This window comes from Lysobacter sp. ESA13C, assembly GCF_019970005.1.
Taxonomy (GTDB): domain Bacteria; phylum Pseudomonadota; class Gammaproteobacteria; order Xanthomonadales; family Xanthomonadaceae; genus Lysobacter; species Lysobacter antibioticus_B.
Genome location: NZ_JAHXYK010000001.1, coordinates 270438 through 285547, shown reverse-complemented (window position 1 = coordinate 285547; position 15110 = coordinate 270438). Strand labels below are relative to the sequence as shown.

Here is a 15110-nt window from a genome sequence, read left to right as displayed (position 1 = left end):
CCTTGGGCGGGCCAAGCTAGGGCGGACGTGGGCCGGTGGGGCTCGTAGCTAGAGGCGAAATACGGGCTTCCTGGCCGTTCCGAGGCCGGCGGATTGGGAGCAATCCAAATGAACGCTTCATCGTCTCCGATCACCGGTCGCAGCCACAGAGACCGACCGGCGCAGAATCTGCTCATGGCCACGACACGACTCCCATCACAGTATCGGTGGGAGCGTTGGCGCCCCCGGAGCATCCACCATTGGAAACCGGGCGACCCCAGCCCGGACGACGAGATCTGGTTTCTGCACCTCGACGTGTACGAGGTCGCCAAGATCCTTGCACTCGGAAACGGGCAGTGGCTCGTAACGGTCTACGCCTGGTGCCGGTTGGACCAGCGCAAGCACGCGGTTGCCGACTCGGAGACACAGGCTCGGCGCTGGTGCGAAAAATGGGCCGCTAAGAACGATGACTTCTTGCGAGGCAGGTTCCCGCTCGCCTTCGTACGCTGCCTTGGAGATATCCATGACGCCAGAAACCCTCACGCTCCTCGGCGGGAGCCTTAAAGCCCTGGAGCGACATGCAGTCGAAGCCGCTCTTCAGCACCCGGACGCCGCCGAGTTCTGGCCCGCATTCGCTTGCTATGCGGACCCGATTATCGAGCTAGCCGGTAACGATGGTGATGCCCACGAATATGTGTGCGCTCGGATCGACGAGCTCCTGATCGCTCTAGGCAAAATGGACCCGGCGGAACGCCAGACCTAATCAGGCTGCCGCGGCGAACTGATGGTCGTAATAGGGACGTTCGCGATCGTCAAGGATGGCATGCAGGGTGGCGAGGTTCTCGGGGTTTGGCTGCAACCAGGCGTCCACGTTTTCTGGCTTGATCGGAATTACGCACCTATCGTGCCCCGCGGCGGCGACTTCGGGCGGCGGGTCGTCCGTGATGAACGCAAACGACTGTAGGTCTGGCTCGTCAGGCTCGCCGGCACTGGCACCATCCCAGTGCGACCAGATGCAAGCGATCAGCATCGTCTTGCCGGTGTCCGGTACGAATTCGAGGATCACGTCTTCTCGCTTTTCGCCTGGACGCAGCTCTCGGCCTTCCATGTTGTGTCGCCAAACGTGCTCGAAGAAGGTGTCGGCAATTACGATGCCGTGGCTATAGCCGAACTGATGTCGCCAGTAGCGCTCCAAGTTGTCGCGCCGGGCGTTGTACGCGCCCGACATCCGCTTTTGCTTGGTGACTCGGTCGATCACCCAGTCGCTGCTCGATGGCGCGCCCGCCTTGCGGCACTGAAAGCGCATCATCTTGATCACGCGCCGGCCGTTCTCCCACACCATGATGGGCGCAATCGACTGCGGGAAGATTCGGGCGGTGTCTGCCGCGACATTCGGTTTGGTGAGCAACTTCAGCATCGCTGCCGTCGACTCAATCTTTGCCGTCGCTTTGCGGACTTCCTCCTGAGCGGTCTTGGTGATCTTTTTAGTCAGCTTCCGCTCGTTCTCTTCCAGGCGGGCGAGCTGCTTCGCCAACTCGGCCTCATATTCCGGGATCTGCCTGGCCGTCCAATCCTCGATGGCCTGGCCGATCTGCGCCTTCGCCTCGGTCCCAGGACCGCGGAACCAGGCGCGGATGGCAGAAGGCATCCTCTTAATCCAATCGTCCCCCATCTGCTCCCAGTACTCTGCGACGTACTGGTCGAGCGAGAGGATCGCCCCGAACTCCTTAACGTACTCCCGGTACTCGGCTCGGACCTTTGCGGAATAGCACATGGCTGGTCTCCGGCTGGATCTGGCCAGATCTTACGCCCGGCGACTTAAAAATGTGACGGGCGTCCGGCTGCCATATGTCGGCCATGCCGATCTGCATCTCCCGATACCCCTGCCGACTCCGGAGTACCAGCAAGCCGGACTTCTATGCTGACGGCGAAGCCGTGGCCGTTCTGATCGAGGAGCGAGAGGCGGATGAATGGGGGGAGCCTTCGCGCCTGGTTCACCGGAAGCTGCTCCGAGTGGAGGGCCCCTTTGGGGACACCTGGGCGGATATGCATCGATCGAAGCAGTCCGAATGGCAACTTGTCCTTGGCCCAAGGATTGGCCGGCTGACCTGGGATCGGACAGGAACCTAGGCCCCTCGTTAGACAAGGTCCGCAACTGGCTCGCGGGCAGCACATGACCCCAGCCTGCTGTAACCACCTGAGGTGGCCGACCGGGTGAACTCTGGTGGCTGAAGGTCTAGCATCAGCTCAGTCAACTCTGCAGCGACACCTCTATGGGCGACATGCGGACATGATGGCGGACGGCTCGCTGTGCGAGTCTTGCGGGGTCCTGATGAAGGACGGGGATGCGCCCGGACTTCCACGCCAATGTAATCGGTGCTCCGGTGGCACGGAACTGGAGCTTCAGTCAGTTCCAGTGGGGTTGCCAGCCGATCGGGTGAAGACTGACCGAACTTACCGTAAGGCACTCAACCGACGGCACTCACCAGGAGCGCTGCACGAACACAACATTGTCTACCAAGCAGACGAACTCGGCGCCCATCTGGTCTTGGAAGGGCGCTGGCGGTTTGACTTCTGGCCAGGCTCAGGAAGGTGGGAGAAGCGGATCCCACGGCGAAGGAAGCACGTCGACGGAGTGGGGGTCTTCAACTTGGTGCGTGCAATCCAACATCTAAGAGAAGACGAGACAGCATAGGCACCGCCCAAGCCCCTCGAAAGCCGATTTGAATCTCTCCCTGCGGCGCCTTCAATGCGGGATCCTGCGCGTCCGCCGTCCGAATCGAGTCCGCGAAGCGACTACAATCGATCAGCACCGTAGGATTTGGATGACCTATGACAAGCCAACCGGTAGTGGACCTCGAAAAGAAAGCGCCGATCGACATTGCTCTTGCGCAAGAGCGGGTTCAACGCACGTTCGGCCGATGCATCTTGCGGTTGCAGCAATACGAACGGCTAATGAAGGTTATCGTGGCTCATTACGAACTTTCTGGTCCGGCATCCGAGCTTCAGAATGTCAAACAGGCGCGCATTGAGGCAGCTGCCAAGAACACTCTTGGGTCGCTAGTCGGACAGCTCATTGGCGGGCTAATCGTAAATGGCGATGCAGAGCAAGCTGACGTAGCAACCGATAGCGTATCCGGTGTCAGCTCAGTAAGCTTCCGCGCGAGCTTGAGCCTGTCGGCTACCGATTTCGATCGCACCCGAGCGTCGCTGAAGGATCTAGTGGGGCTGCGTAACGACCTCGTACATCACTTCGTCGAGAATTTCGACCTGCGGACTTTGGAAGGCTGCGAGCATGCGCTAGCCCATTTGCAAGAGGCTGACGCACGTATCGAGCAGCACTATGCTGAGCTTCGCTCTTGGGCGATCGAAGTAGACCAGGCGCGCGCTATGACCTTGGCCTTCTTACAGTCCGAAGCAGGCATTGACTTGATCGTCAACGGCATTGCGCCCGACGGCAGCATCGATTGGCGAGCATCCGGCATTGTCAACGTCCTTCATGAAGCCGCTGGTGCACTAGCGATCAATGGCTGGGCACCACTCGGCACCGCTATCGCCTGGATCAGGGATCGATACCCGGTGCAACAGCCAATGAAGTACGGATGCAGCAGTTGGCGCCAGGTGCTGCACGAATCAAAATGTTTTGAGTGGTGCTACCGCTCAGCAGTGAATGGCAAGCGGGACGCTTGGTACAAGTCCCGTTGAGTGCGTGATACTCCGCGCTATTCTCAAACGACTGTTTTTCAACTTGGGGTTGCCCTTGAAGATTACTGCACAGACTTTGAGCGATTTCTCAGGCAGGTATCACGCTGATCGGATCTTTCCTGAGTTAATCCGCAGGCTTATCCGCGCGACCTCTGAGAACATCGAAGACGTCCTATTTCCGTCTGGCGAATCAACCTTTCGTCCGGGCGTGGATGGCGAATTGCAGGCGATCGGAAGGGATCCGTTCGTACCCGATGGCGCGTCTGTCTGGGAGCTATCCACCGAACAAACGCCGCATGCGAAGGGTAAACGTGATTTCGACAAGCGAAGCGCGCCGGATGCCAAAGATTCCTATATGGGAAGGCCCCGGGCAGACATCTCTTATGTTGCGGTGACGATGCGCCGCTGGAGCGGAAAGAACAAGGCGGGGCGCCAAGCCTTCATCGACGAGGCGAAATCCGGCGCGGTCTGGAAGGACGTGAGGGTGATCGATGCCGATCAGCTTGAGGACTGGCTTGATCAGACGCCATCGGTCGCGGCCTGGTTGGCTCGTGAGATGGGGCAAGTGTCCGACGACATGCTAAGCATCGAGCACGCCTGGGAGGACTACAGCAATGGGTGCTCTCCGCCGCTCAGTACCGATCTGCTCTTGGCTAATCGCAAAGAGAAGGCCGAGGCATTGACACAGGCAGCGTTGACGCCCGGCGTCACCCGCTTCAAGGCGGACTCGCCTGGCGAAGCCGCCGCGTTCGTTGAAGCTGCGATTCTTTCCCTTCCGGCAGAAGACGCAAGGCGCAGCGCCATGCTGGCGAAAGGTGTGGTCATCTCCGATCCGACCTCGGCAAGATTCCTCACAGACACGAAGAACAGGCTATTCGTGATAGCAACAGGACGGGCAGCAGAGATTGCTAACCTACTCGCCGAGCGTGGTCATATGGTTGTCGTGCCGTACGGGAACTCACACTCAAGTTCTCGCGGCAGCGCATTGGTGGATCTGCCACGGGCACGCAGGCAGGAGTTCGCCGAAGCACTGATCGGCATGGGAATGGCCGACGACGCAGCGCGCGGCGCGGCGAACGCTTGCCACTGCAGCATTACCGTTCTTCGCCGTGCATCCGATCAAGCCCAATCCCATTTGCCGGAATGGGCCACCCCAAAGGAATTACGCAAGCTGGTCGGGCCGTTGTGCTGTGGCGCATGGAACCACGACAGCGCCGCTGACACGGCAGTCGTCGCACAAATCGACGGCACATCCGACTACACGGAGATCGAGCACGCGATCCAGGATGCACTCTTGGTAGATGACGCCCCGCTGCTGCGTGCCGGGAAACTTACGACTCTCAGCGCACCGGCCGATATGTGGCAGCTGAGTCTCGACCTGAAGATCGTCAACAAGTCCCTCCTAGATAGGTTCCGCGCCGCCGTCCTTGAGGTACTCGGCGAACTGGATCCCGCTTTGGAATTGCCGACTGACAAACGAGCCTACGCTGAAATATACGACAAACGCAGGCGTTACTCGGGATGGCTGCGGCATGGCTTAGCGGAGATATTGCGGCTCATCGCAGTCAATGACGACAAGCTCGGGTACATATCCGGTTTCTCGGCACAGCACTTCGTGAACGGCATACTCGGCGAACTACCGGGTCTTGCTACCGATCACCAGATGCTGGCGAGCCTTGACTCGCTGTTGCCTGTGCTTGCGGAGGCGGCGCCGGACCCTTTCTTGATGGCCCTCGAAACCTTGACCGCGGGTGATGGCGCCAAGCTGTCTCCGATTTTTGAGGGCAGCGACGATCCGATGTTCGGACGCACCTACTATCTAGGAACCCTTCGGGCGCTGGAGATGCTGGCTTGGGATCCAACGCGCTTAACGCGAACGACGCAAGTTCTAGCGCGGATGGCGCAGCTCGATCCAGGGGGCCGGCTCACCAATCGCCCAATTAGTTCCTTGGCTGAGATATTCTTGCCTTGGAATCCCCACACAAACGCGCAAGGACATCACAGGCACCGTGCGCTTGCCAAGCTCTGTGAGCGCTTTCCAGATATCGGGTGGGTCCTGCTGAGCAAACTGTTGCCCGATGCCCACCGCGTCTCACACGGTACCTCGCAGCCAGAATGGCGTGAGATGAGTGCGTCAAGTCGGCCCGTGCCCACCTATGGCTCTAGGGACAGCGACCATGACGCAGTTTTTAGCCTCGCCCAGCCTCTGGCGGAGTTGAAGTCGGAGCGATGGCTTGAGCTTATTAAGGCGGCAGGTGAGAGTCGCAATGCGCCGAGATTCGAGGAACTCCTGGACAAGGTCGATGCGCGGACCTCCGAATTTAAGCGCGCCGGCCAGGACAGAGCACTCTGGGAAGGACTACGCGAGCTGATTGCCAAGCATCTGAGCTTCGCCACCGCGAATTGGGCTATGCCCGCAGACATGGTGGATCGTTTGCAGAAAAGTGCAGCCGCGCTTCGACCGGAGGATCTGATTACTCTCAATCGACATCTTTTCGACAACACGTTCGTCGACCTAGGATCTCCTGAAGAGACCTTCGAAGAGCGATCGGATCGCTCTAAGCGCGAGCGCGATGCGGCAGTGGCTGAAGTCGCCAAAGACGGCCTCGACGAAATCCTGCGGCTCGCGCGCGCAGTCAGAACCGTGGGTCTACTGGCGCCTTCAATAGTCAGTGCGACATCGCCAACGTTCTGTCAGGAAGTAGTTCTGGCGACCTACGGCGGTGACGAATCGGTTGCTTGGCTCGCATCTCTTGTGACCGCCTACGGGGCGTCCACGTTTGGCCTATCCTGGGGCAAAGAAACTATTGGTCTTGCGCAGGACGATGGCGCTACGCCCGCGCAACTCGCCCAGTTGTTGCAAGCCTGGGACGACACGCAAGCGTTGTTCGACTACGTAGCTTCCATACGGTCGGAGATCAAGGGCGAGTACTGGAAGCGTCGCGATGTCTTTGTAAGGACCAGCGATACTCAGTTGCTCGACACGGTAATCGCCAACCTTTCTACGTACGGCCGGAACATCGAGCTGATCGCGTTTGTTGGCGGCCGCCTGAAGGACACCAGCACCCACCTGCTGGTTCAAATACTCACCAGCGCACTGCGAGAGGCATTGACCAATCCAGGCGAGATCGCGCGCCTAGACACCTATTGGCTGAGAGAGATATTCAAGGCGCTCCGGGAGCGACCCGACGTCGACCGTACCGTGTTGATGGGCTTGGAGTACAACTGGCTACCGGCGTTACATTCGTACGGGGACGAGCAGGAGTTCGCACTCCATGCCCATCTTGGAGAGTCACCGGAATTCTTCGTCGAGGTGTTGAGCGATCTGTACAAGGCAGATTGGGAGGTGCGGGGTGCCCCCGATGACGACGGCGGTCAAGCTGGTGCCAGTACCGAGCATTCCAGCATTGAGACGGCGAACGACGATAGCGCCGCTGACCTGCAGAAGCGGGCAAAAGCCGATATCGCGTACAAGGTGTTGGACTCGTGGCGGCGGCTCCCGTGGCTTGGGGAAGACGACTCGATCGACTATGCCGCGATGCACACCTGGACTCAGTCCGCGCTGACGTTGGCCGGCGACAAGGGGCGCCGCGACGTGGCGGCCATGGAAATTGGGAAGCTGCTGGCCTACGCGCCCGCCGACAAGTTCGACGAGGTTTGGCCTGCAAGTGAGGTGCGTGAACTCATCGAGACCCTGCAGGACGACGAGCTTGAGGCGGGCTTGGTGATCGAACTATTCAACAAGCGTGGCGTGCATAGTCGCCCTTTCGAGGGAGGCGGAGCCCCGGAGCACGCGCTGGCGCAAGCCGCGGCCTGCGCGGCTGACAAATTGCAGGTCGAGTGGCCCAGGACGGCGACGATGATGCGCGAAAGCGCCAGACAGTGGGCCGAACTTGCGGAGTCGGAAGACCGCCGTGCCTCTGAGAGACGAATTCGCCTTTGATCGCAGTGGTTGTCAAAATTGCCAGCGAAGCGCATTCCTGGATACGCAGAAGACGATAGTTGCCCTCGAGATTCTGTTCGTCGCGACCAATGTTGGGCTCAGCCGCCTTTCGGCGGCTTCGCAGATGGCTAGACTAAATTTTCGGGCCACGGTTCGGATCATCGGGGTCGCGCTGCGCGGCTTCTGCGAGTTGCTGATCGCGCTGCTGATTGAACGACTGCGTTTCGCGCAAGGTGTGTTGCATGGGCGGGGCGGGGTGGATGGCCGAGACCCCAGTATGGAAACCAGGGAAGTGCGCTCCCACCCAAAGCTTCCCGTTGGCGACGCCGACTGGCCCGATGCTCTCCGCGTCCGGGATACCGTTGCGCTTGGCCGCGAGCATCGCCGCCGCAACGGTTTCGTCGGGTACCTCAGCCGATACTTTTCCTCGTATCTTCGCGAACATCGCTTGATCCGCTGGAGACAGCCGAGAAAGATCCTGAGCCGCTGCTGCCCGTTCTGGCATCGCCTTGTCGGCGGCTTCGCCGTTCTGTGCGTACTGCTGGTCGTGTCCGTTGGAATACTTTTCGTTAGGCGCCACCGAAGGCGCAGTTCGGGCAGTCGCGGTTTCCTTCGGGGGCGCCCCGGACGGCTGCGGAGTCATGGCTGCCACGGTCGGCTCGACGACGCGACTGTCGTGCACCGATGGCGGCTCCACTGGCTTCCGGCCCATCTCGGCAGTGGGTACTTCGACCTCTGATTTTGCGGTCCTCTGCGTCTCGATCTTGGCCTGCTGGGCAACAGCAAGCGCCTGGACGGTGTCCGGGTCGACACGCCCCGTATCGGGCAGGCCATGGTCGCGTTGCAGCTGGCGAACGGCATGCTCGGTCGCAGCGTCGAAATGCCCCCGCTCTGGGACCGGATTCTCCTCAGTCCCGCGGTAGCCGACGCGCTGCAAGCGGAACTGCAGCATCTCGACATCCTGTCCGCGATCGCCGCGACGCAAGGTGCCGTCTTCGGGCACCTTCGCCGCCTCAGCCACGACCGGCGGTGCGAGCTCTGGTGCAGGCTGGGTAGGCGCCTCGGCTGGTGAGTTGGGCGCGGACTTCGGTTGTGGCGTGCGTGCGTCCGGCGCCGGGGGCCTGGCAGTCAAGACGTCTTGCGCCGCAGCCTCGGCCACCGCGCGGAAAGCCTGCGCATCGGCAATGGTCGGCGGATTGAGGGGCGCGGCCGGATAAGCGGCAGTAGGCTGTGGCTCGGCCCCCACAGGCTCAGCGTGGATTCGCCCGCCCTCGGAGTGTGCCTGCGACGGGTGCAGTCCCTGCGGCGCTTCACCCGCGAGCACGTCCGCGACTGGCTTCACGACTGCAGTCGGCGGGGACTCCGGCTCGCCCTGCACGTCGGGTTTGAGGGTAGGTCGCTCTCGCTCAGCGTTCGCCAGGTTCAGGGCGATCTCCGGCTCACGGTCTCCTGCGATCGCTCCAGCCACCGCTTGCTTGGCCGCTGACTGTACGTCGTCGCGCTTCAGTCCCAACCGGTTCGCCTCGCGCACGACTTGTTCTAGAGCTTCGTGTTGCTGCGGCGACAGGTTAGCGATTCGCAGTTCCGGAGCCTCAGGGGTGGTTGGCGGCGGCGAGCGTAAATCCAACATCGCCATTTGCACTTCCAGGGGACTTGTTACGGCTTGAACGCGGTTCACCCCGTCCGCGTCACGGCCGACGTGTTCAATCGGGCTATCAATGTCGAACCCCTTACGCGCGTTGAGTCCCAGGTGAAGCGAGGTCGTCAGAGGATTGATGCCCTGTTCCTGTTGGGTACGCCTGACCGCCTCCAGGGCCGCTTCCAATTGCTCCGGCTTGGCTTCGACCTGGTGCACTTTGAAAGTGGCCAACAAGTCTTTTCGCTCAATATCCTCCAACGTCGGCGGCTGGCGAGTCGGCATTGCGGCGATCTGCTGCTCATGCAGCGTCATCTGAGGCTGCAGTGCCGCTCGCGTGCTTTCCAATTCTTGACGCAAATTCCCCGAGGCCAGCAGGGACTCACCATTGCGCTGCCACTGCCCGTCCGAGGAGCGCTGATACAACTTTCCATCCGAGGCGACCAGCGAATCCTCCTGAAGCGCCGACTGAATGGAGGGCGGCACCGGGCCGAACCGATCCCAGCCCTCGCTTCGGTGCACCATCTCATAGCGAGCAGCCATGGGGGCAGGCCCGTTGGCGATGTTCTCGCGGATGACCTGCAGGGAGGAGCGATCGAGCTCGGCTGCACGTTCTGGGCTTGCCGTATCGACTCGAACCATTGGCACGCCAGGCTGCTCAAACCCTAGGACGACCCTGCGATCCCAGGTGCCGGTCTGCGGGTTACGCTCCCAATCGGCGCGGCGCTGACTCGGCGGATCGTTGTCCGTCGCCGCCTGCGCGTACGGATTCCGCGGTGGCTGCAACTTCCCAATGGCCAGTTCGGTTGCGGAATTGCTGGCCTTGTAGTTCAGCTCGTTTGCCTTCTCCGGATCGGCCGAAAAGTCTTGCTTCACGGCCTTGTTCTGGCCGTCGTCGATCATATCGCCCAGGTCCTTCCGCACCCATTGGAGCCCGTTGGACTCCCACTTAACACCCTGAAGGTCGGTCTGCTTGAAGGTTTTGTAGCTGTCCAACACCGTGGCGACGTGCTCGCCGACGTGTGCGCCGGCCACGGCCGCGCCGCCAACCACAATGAAGCCGACGACGCCGGGACCGGTGGCCGCCGCCGTGGCGACCACGCCCGCCGTCGCGCCGCCAATCCAGCCACCCGTGCCACGCGCGGCATAGTGGGTCAGTTCGGATTGTGCGGCCAGCGGATTGTCCTGCGAAAGCAACGTGCTGGCGCGGTCGGCGCTGGCCTTGGCATCCACCACACTCGCGGCAATGCCGGCGACGCCGGCCGCCGCCAGAACTCTTGCGCCGGCGCTGAACGGCTGATGCGGCCGGATTTCGACGTTGCCTATCTGCTTGCGCCACTCCGCCATCGCCTCTTCGGCCGTTGGCGCAGTCATCTGCGTCGGAAGCGAGCGAACGGCAGGGCGAGCGCCTTCGGCCACCTGCTTATACTCTTCGCCTAGCTCTTCCACCGCGTGCGCGGCGGTATGCGCAACTTGTCCAGCCGGCATGCCGCGAGAGTAGTCTGGAACCAGAGTGCTTAGTTCGCCCTTCGGCGAAGCGCGATCCACCTTCGGTGCGATGCGAAACAGCAGATTACCTTCTTCCGAACGATGAATGACATTGAGGCGCGGATCGTAGGTCTCTGGAAGTCGCCGCAACAGTGGTTCACTAAACAAGGCGTTATGGTAATCCGTCATCAGGTTTTGGCTGCGCGTGCCGAGACCATTCCGCAGATAGCTGCCGCCGATGTCGGAATGCGCGCCCGCCACGCTGACGCTGAGAAAGCGTCCGTCTTCCGACAGTCCGGCCGGAAGGACGCGATCAACCGGAAACAAGCCGCGTCGCTCATCTGCGGCGTTGATCTGGAAGCCCGACACTACCGAAGGCGGCAAGCGCCGGTCATACAGTTCCATCGTACCCGTCGCCACCGGGTCGTACAGGCCGACCGACATCGGCGTACGCCCTGGCGCTTGATGAAAGTGACGATAGGTTTTCGTTAGGTCCCCGTGCTCGTCTGGGACCAATTCGGGGCGATCCAAGTTCGGAATGCCGCGTTCGTGAATCATCCGTGTTAACAGCGGGACCTGACTAGCGCCCCGGCTGAACCCCTCTGCGTGGATTGCGATCTTGGCCTCGGGATCAAGCTCATAGATTCGCTGAGCACGATTCACCAAGCTCGTGTACATCTTCTCAGCGCGGTCGAGGCTGGTAACGCCACGAGCCGCGTCATAGATGTTCGCGATCTTGTCGAGCTGGGTTCCAGGTCCTTCGATGTACTCGAAATCGATATTTGCGCCGGACTTCTGCAGATCGCGAAGTTGGTCTCTGAACCTTGCGACGTTGGTGGCGTGTACCGGATCCTGCTCGACATCGTTGCTGGTGCCATCCATCAATCCGACTAAGAGGTATGAGTGCGGATTCTTGGTGTCAAGCAATGCGGGAACCTTGAACTTGTAGAGTTCATCGGCGGCCCGGTCGTAGCTGTTCAGATGCTCCGGCGTGGCGACGTAGTGCGAAACATCGTCTTTAGGAATGCCGTCTTCAGCGAGGTGGACGACGTGCTTCTTGCTATCTTCTTCCATGACGTGCTGCTCCCTCAGTAGGTCTGAGTCCAGGCCAGAACCAAGTCCCTGCGGCTTCTTACGTCTTCCCGCCCGGGCATTGGGAAGGACTTGGTCAGCACGTGCGCCCTCATATAGACGCTGATCGTTCTGTCATTGACTTCCATGAGGATGTCGGGGGAGCTAGTCCTGCCACCCTCGAAACGTGCCCAGTCCTCGTTCACGTCCTCTCTTGGGACGTTATGGAGGACCACTTGTTCAGGGAAGATGCCTTTGATGAGGTCGATCTCCGCGTAATGCTGTTCGCCGTCCAGCGAAGTCCAACGAATCGCTACCGGTTCAGGCGGCATCCGATCTTTGGGAATGATGAAGCCCCCAGTCCATCGATTCTTCCAATCAGGCGAACGTGGCTGACCGGATGGGCCATCGATTTCTTTACTGAGCGCGAGTTGCTGCCCGTGGAAGATGATGTTAGACGCCAGCGTGTTGTAGCAACGCACATCGAACGAGAACGAATCGAAGGTCAGGGGCCAGGGGATGTCGGCCAACTGTTCTTCGTGGGAATTGCCAGGGGTTGTCATCCGTGAAAGCTCCTTCACAAAACTGGAGGGGATAGACGGTCTGCTTCGACCATGCAAACCGCGAGTATCGCCGAATTGCGGAGACGAAGCCTCAGAATTTTCTGAGATGGACATCGGACAAGTCCGTTGTTCGCCACAATTTCGACGGCTTACAAAGCAGCTCGAGCCCTCCGGCGCGCACTGGGCAGCCGGATGACAAAGCGCACTTGCCATGGCGATCTGCCCGCGGCTCCATGGCATCGCTGATCGCCAGGGAGACAACCCTCGGGGCTATCGCTCTTCGCAAAGCCGGAGCAGGGCCACCTGATACCGCTGGTCCGTGGCCCTCGTCGTTAGGTCGGCACGTCGGCTCCGACGCCAAGCGACTCGCATGCTGGCAGAACGGAAGGACCGGCCGCCACCCATCCAACGGTCGCACTAGATCCGCCTCAGACACTCGCTGTTAATGCACGCGGTTTCAACGAGAGTTAACGTCACGAAATCAACCACTTATCGGAGCCGCCGCGCCAGCGTTGTATTCCAACAAACAGTCAGTTGCAGATCATCCAATTGAGCCTCTATGGGCGCCTACAAGCACCCACCCCACGCCGCTACTCTGATCAACGCGTAAGTCAGCGCCTCGACTTGCTGTCAGAAAATTCCTACTGCCCGCGCGTCAGCGACTCCGCATGACGTGGAAGCTTCTCGCACTTCATGGGGTTTCTGCCGCACTACTGAGCAAGGCGTCGTCCAACACCGTGAGGATAAGGACGCGCCTCGAAGTTCTCTAGATGATGGAGATCTCAGATTTTGGCAGTAATGACAAGACCCCTTGGTTGGGGCAAGACTACGCACATAGCGACTGGGGCCGGAGGCCACCAAGCAGAACAAGCTTAAGGATAAGTGCATGAAGTATGTCGTTGCAGATGATCATCTTTCTTCGGTGTTGATGGTCACCAAGTTGTTGCAGGACCGGATGGACGTGCGGGAAGAGGCCATTTCATCGGCCAAGGATAGCGAGTCGCTTTTTGAGGTGCTCGGTAGCGTGACCGACGGCCCCGCTGTCGTGATCCTCGACCTCGTTATGCCAGGCAATCTGAAGCGGTTGCCGCTCCTGCGAGCTGTGTTGGACCGCGCTGCTGACATCCGTGTGGTCGCCTACTCGGGATCGGATAGCGCACTCCTAGCGGAGGCCGTCTTGGATGCAGGAGCATTCAGTTACGTAAGCAAGGGAAGCTCAAGGTCGGTGCTGCTAGAGGCGATCAAGTCTGCTACCCAGCAGCACAAGTATATGGACCCCCAGGTCGACATCCAAAAGAACCAGGGCCACCCGTGGCGAGACCTGACGCCGCGAGAGGCAAGCGTGATCATCATGCTCTGTAAGGGCGAATCGGTGTCCAGTGTCGCGGAGGCGCTAGGAATTACCAACAAGACCGTCTCTTCACACAAGGTGAGAGCGCTGCAGAAGCTGGACCTGCCTGAAAGCGCGGGACTTACGTCTTACTTGATCAACAGCGGACTGACCTACTTGCTGGACGACTAATAGGAGTCAAGAACAACCCATGGATGGAAGTAACGTAGTTCCGTTTCCCGTCGTTAACACTTCAAGTGAGGACGCGGATGTCATCGAGGCGATCATTCACTTCTATTGCAACGGCGAAAATGTGCCGCTGTCCCGTCTAGAGGTCACTATCGAGCCATTGGCAGACATTGTCCAACGCCTTCGTCTGGATGGAGCCGTCATGCAGCTGGACAGTCAAGCATTCCGCTTTCGCGTTGCCCAGTGGAAGTTCAAGCAGCGGAAAGGCAAGCGCCTTGTGCTGATCGTGATTGACCAAGGCAAGCATCGCTTCCTCTACTACCGAACAGAATTCACGAGCATTGCCCAGTTGCAGGGCCAATAGCCCACCGAGCCAGTTCGGCTTCTGGACAACACCCATCCATCGGCTGAGCTCTATCCACAGAAAAGACATGGAGTCGCTATGAAGTCCCGAAACACAGCGCATCGTCGCTCCGTCAAGAAGGTCGCTGCACTGCTAATCGCCGCCTGCGGGCTCGGGTTTGGTCAGGCAAGTGCACAGATGGTCGTGAAGGACCCGTTCGGTCTGATGGCCAAGATGGAGCAGATCAGCAAGGACGCGGTCGAGTTCGGCAAGAACGCCAAACGATGGCAGGAAACGGCCAGCCACTATCAGCAGCAGGTGATCAAGCTGCAGCGTTTGAACTTTGGACAGACGCAGATGGAGGACAACTTCCCGCCCCGCGCTGCCGATTACGGGATGGAAGACATGTGTCCCGGCCCCGGCCGGGGCATCAAGGATCAGCTGACCAAGGTGTTCCGTCCGGCGATGCCACAGATGGATGGAAACGTCGTCGGCGAGCAACAGGCTATTTGTCAGCGCATGGTCTACGCCGAGAACGCCAAGTACAACGACTCCGTAACAATGCTACGAACGCTAATGCAGCGCAGCCGCGAGTTCGGGCAGATCGAGAACCAGCGCGACAGCGTCAGCAGCAGCCAGGGAGCCCTGGCTGCGAATGAGAACGAAGCCAGCCGCTTTGTCGCGAGGAACCAGCTTGAACTCGACTACTGGCAGGCGCGCATGAAGGCGTATGACGACTACATCGCGGCCCTCAAGTGGGACCACACCCGCCTCGCGAAGCGCGCCATGCGCGGCAAGAAGGGCGCTCTGGACGGCATTGTTCCCACCGATGTTGTGAAGTCCGCACTCGGCAACTGAGATCT

Annotated in this window: 9 protein-coding genes; 6 read left to right on the top strand and 3 right to left on the bottom strand. The window is 60.2% G+C overall.

Translation table 11 applies throughout. The features are described from left to right. Window positions 1-502 precede the first annotated feature (502 nt). Complete coding sequence (locus LC490_RS01350; protein ID WP_223619030.1) at window positions 503-742, top strand: hypothetical protein; 240 nt, start codon at window positions 503-505, stop codon at window positions 740-742. On the opposite strand, the gene LC490_RS01345 is transcribed toward LC490_RS01350, so the two are convergent. Next, entirely contained in the window at window positions 743-1753 is a 1011-nt protein-coding gene (locus LC490_RS01345; protein ID WP_223619029.1) for an SOS response-associated peptidase family protein, read from the bottom strand. It abuts the gene before it with no gap. Between the two features lie 1058 nt (window positions 1754-2811). On the opposite strand from LC490_RS01345, the gene LC490_RS01340 reads away from it, so the two are divergent. Together LC490_RS01340 and LC490_RS01335 are read left to right on the top strand one after the other, a co-directional pair. Continuing rightward, on the top strand, window positions 2812-3684 hold the full coding sequence (locus LC490_RS01340) for an OST-HTH/LOTUS domain-containing protein (RefSeq protein ID WP_223619028.1): 873 nt from the start codon (window positions 2812-2814) through the stop codon (window positions 3682-3684). Between the two features lie 55 nt (window positions 3685-3739). Then, entirely contained in the window at window positions 3740-7627 is a 3888-nt protein-coding gene (locus tag LC490_RS01335; protein WP_223619027.1) for a hypothetical protein, read from the top strand. Between the two features lie 133 nt (window positions 7628-7760). On the opposite strand, the gene LC490_RS01330 is transcribed toward LC490_RS01335, so the two are convergent. Together LC490_RS01330 and LC490_RS01325 are read right to left on the bottom strand one after the other, a co-directional pair. Further along, a complete protein-coding gene (locus LC490_RS01330) occupies window positions 7761-11825 on the bottom strand; it encodes a peptidoglycan-binding protein (protein ID WP_223619026.1) in 4065 nt (1354 codons plus the stop codon). Between the two features lie 14 nt (window positions 11826-11839). Next, complete coding sequence (locus LC490_RS01325; RefSeq protein ID WP_223619025.1) at window positions 11840-12499, bottom strand: hypothetical protein; 660 nt, start codon at window positions 12497-12499, stop codon at window positions 11840-11842. A 772-nt stretch (window positions 12500-13271) separates the two neighbouring features. Between LC490_RS01325 and LC490_RS01320 the strand changes: the two genes are divergently transcribed. The 3 genes from LC490_RS01320 (at window position 13272) to LC490_RS01310 (ending at window position 15105) form a co-directional block, all read left to right on the top strand. After that, window positions 13272-13907, top strand: coding sequence for a response regulator transcription factor (locus LC490_RS01320; protein WP_223619024.1), 636 nt, complete (start codon window positions 13272-13274; stop codon window positions 13905-13907). Window positions 13908-13926: 19 nt separating this feature from the next. Further along, complete coding sequence (locus tag LC490_RS01315; protein ID WP_223619023.1) at window positions 13927-14268, top strand: hypothetical protein; 342 nt, start codon at window positions 13927-13929, stop codon at window positions 14266-14268. 78 nt (window positions 14269-14346) lie between these two features. Then, window positions 14347-15105 (top strand): hypothetical protein, encoded by a 759-nt coding sequence (locus LC490_RS01310; RefSeq protein ID WP_223619022.1) that lies wholly within the window; start codon window positions 14347-14349, stop codon window positions 15103-15105. Window positions 15106-15110: the final 5 nt, after the last annotated feature.

Excerpts from the sequence above, each read along its gene's own strand:
- LC490_RS01345 (WP_223619029.1), bottom strand. The coding sequence starts at position 1,753 with ATGTGCTATTCCGCAAAGGTCCGAGCCGAGTACCGGGAGTACGTTAAG.
- LC490_RS01325 (WP_223619025.1), bottom strand. The coding sequence starts at position 12,499 with ATGTCCATCTCAGAAAATTCTGAGGCTTCGTCTCCGCAATTCGGCGAT.
- LC490_RS01310 (WP_223619022.1), top strand. The coding sequence starts at position 14,347 with ATGAAGTCCCGAAACACAGCGCATCGTCGCTCCGTCAAGAAGGTCGCT.
- LC490_RS01315 (WP_223619023.1), top strand. The coding sequence starts at position 13,927 with ATGGATGGAAGTAACGTAGTTCCGTTTCCCGTCGTTAACACTTCAAGT.
- LC490_RS01340 (WP_223619028.1), top strand. The coding sequence starts at position 2,812 with ATGACAAGCCAACCGGTAGTGGACCTCGAAAAGAAAGCGCCGATCGAC.
- LC490_RS01330 (WP_223619026.1), bottom strand. The coding sequence starts at position 11,825 with ATGGAAGAAGATAGCAAGAAGCACGTCGTCCACCTCGCTGAAGACGGC.
- LC490_RS01320 (WP_223619024.1), top strand. The coding sequence starts at position 13,272 with ATGAAGTATGTCGTTGCAGATGATCATCTTTCTTCGGTGTTGATGGTC.
- LC490_RS01350 (WP_223619030.1), top strand. The coding sequence starts at position 503 with ATGACGCCAGAAACCCTCACGCTCCTCGGCGGGAGCCTTAAAGCCCTG.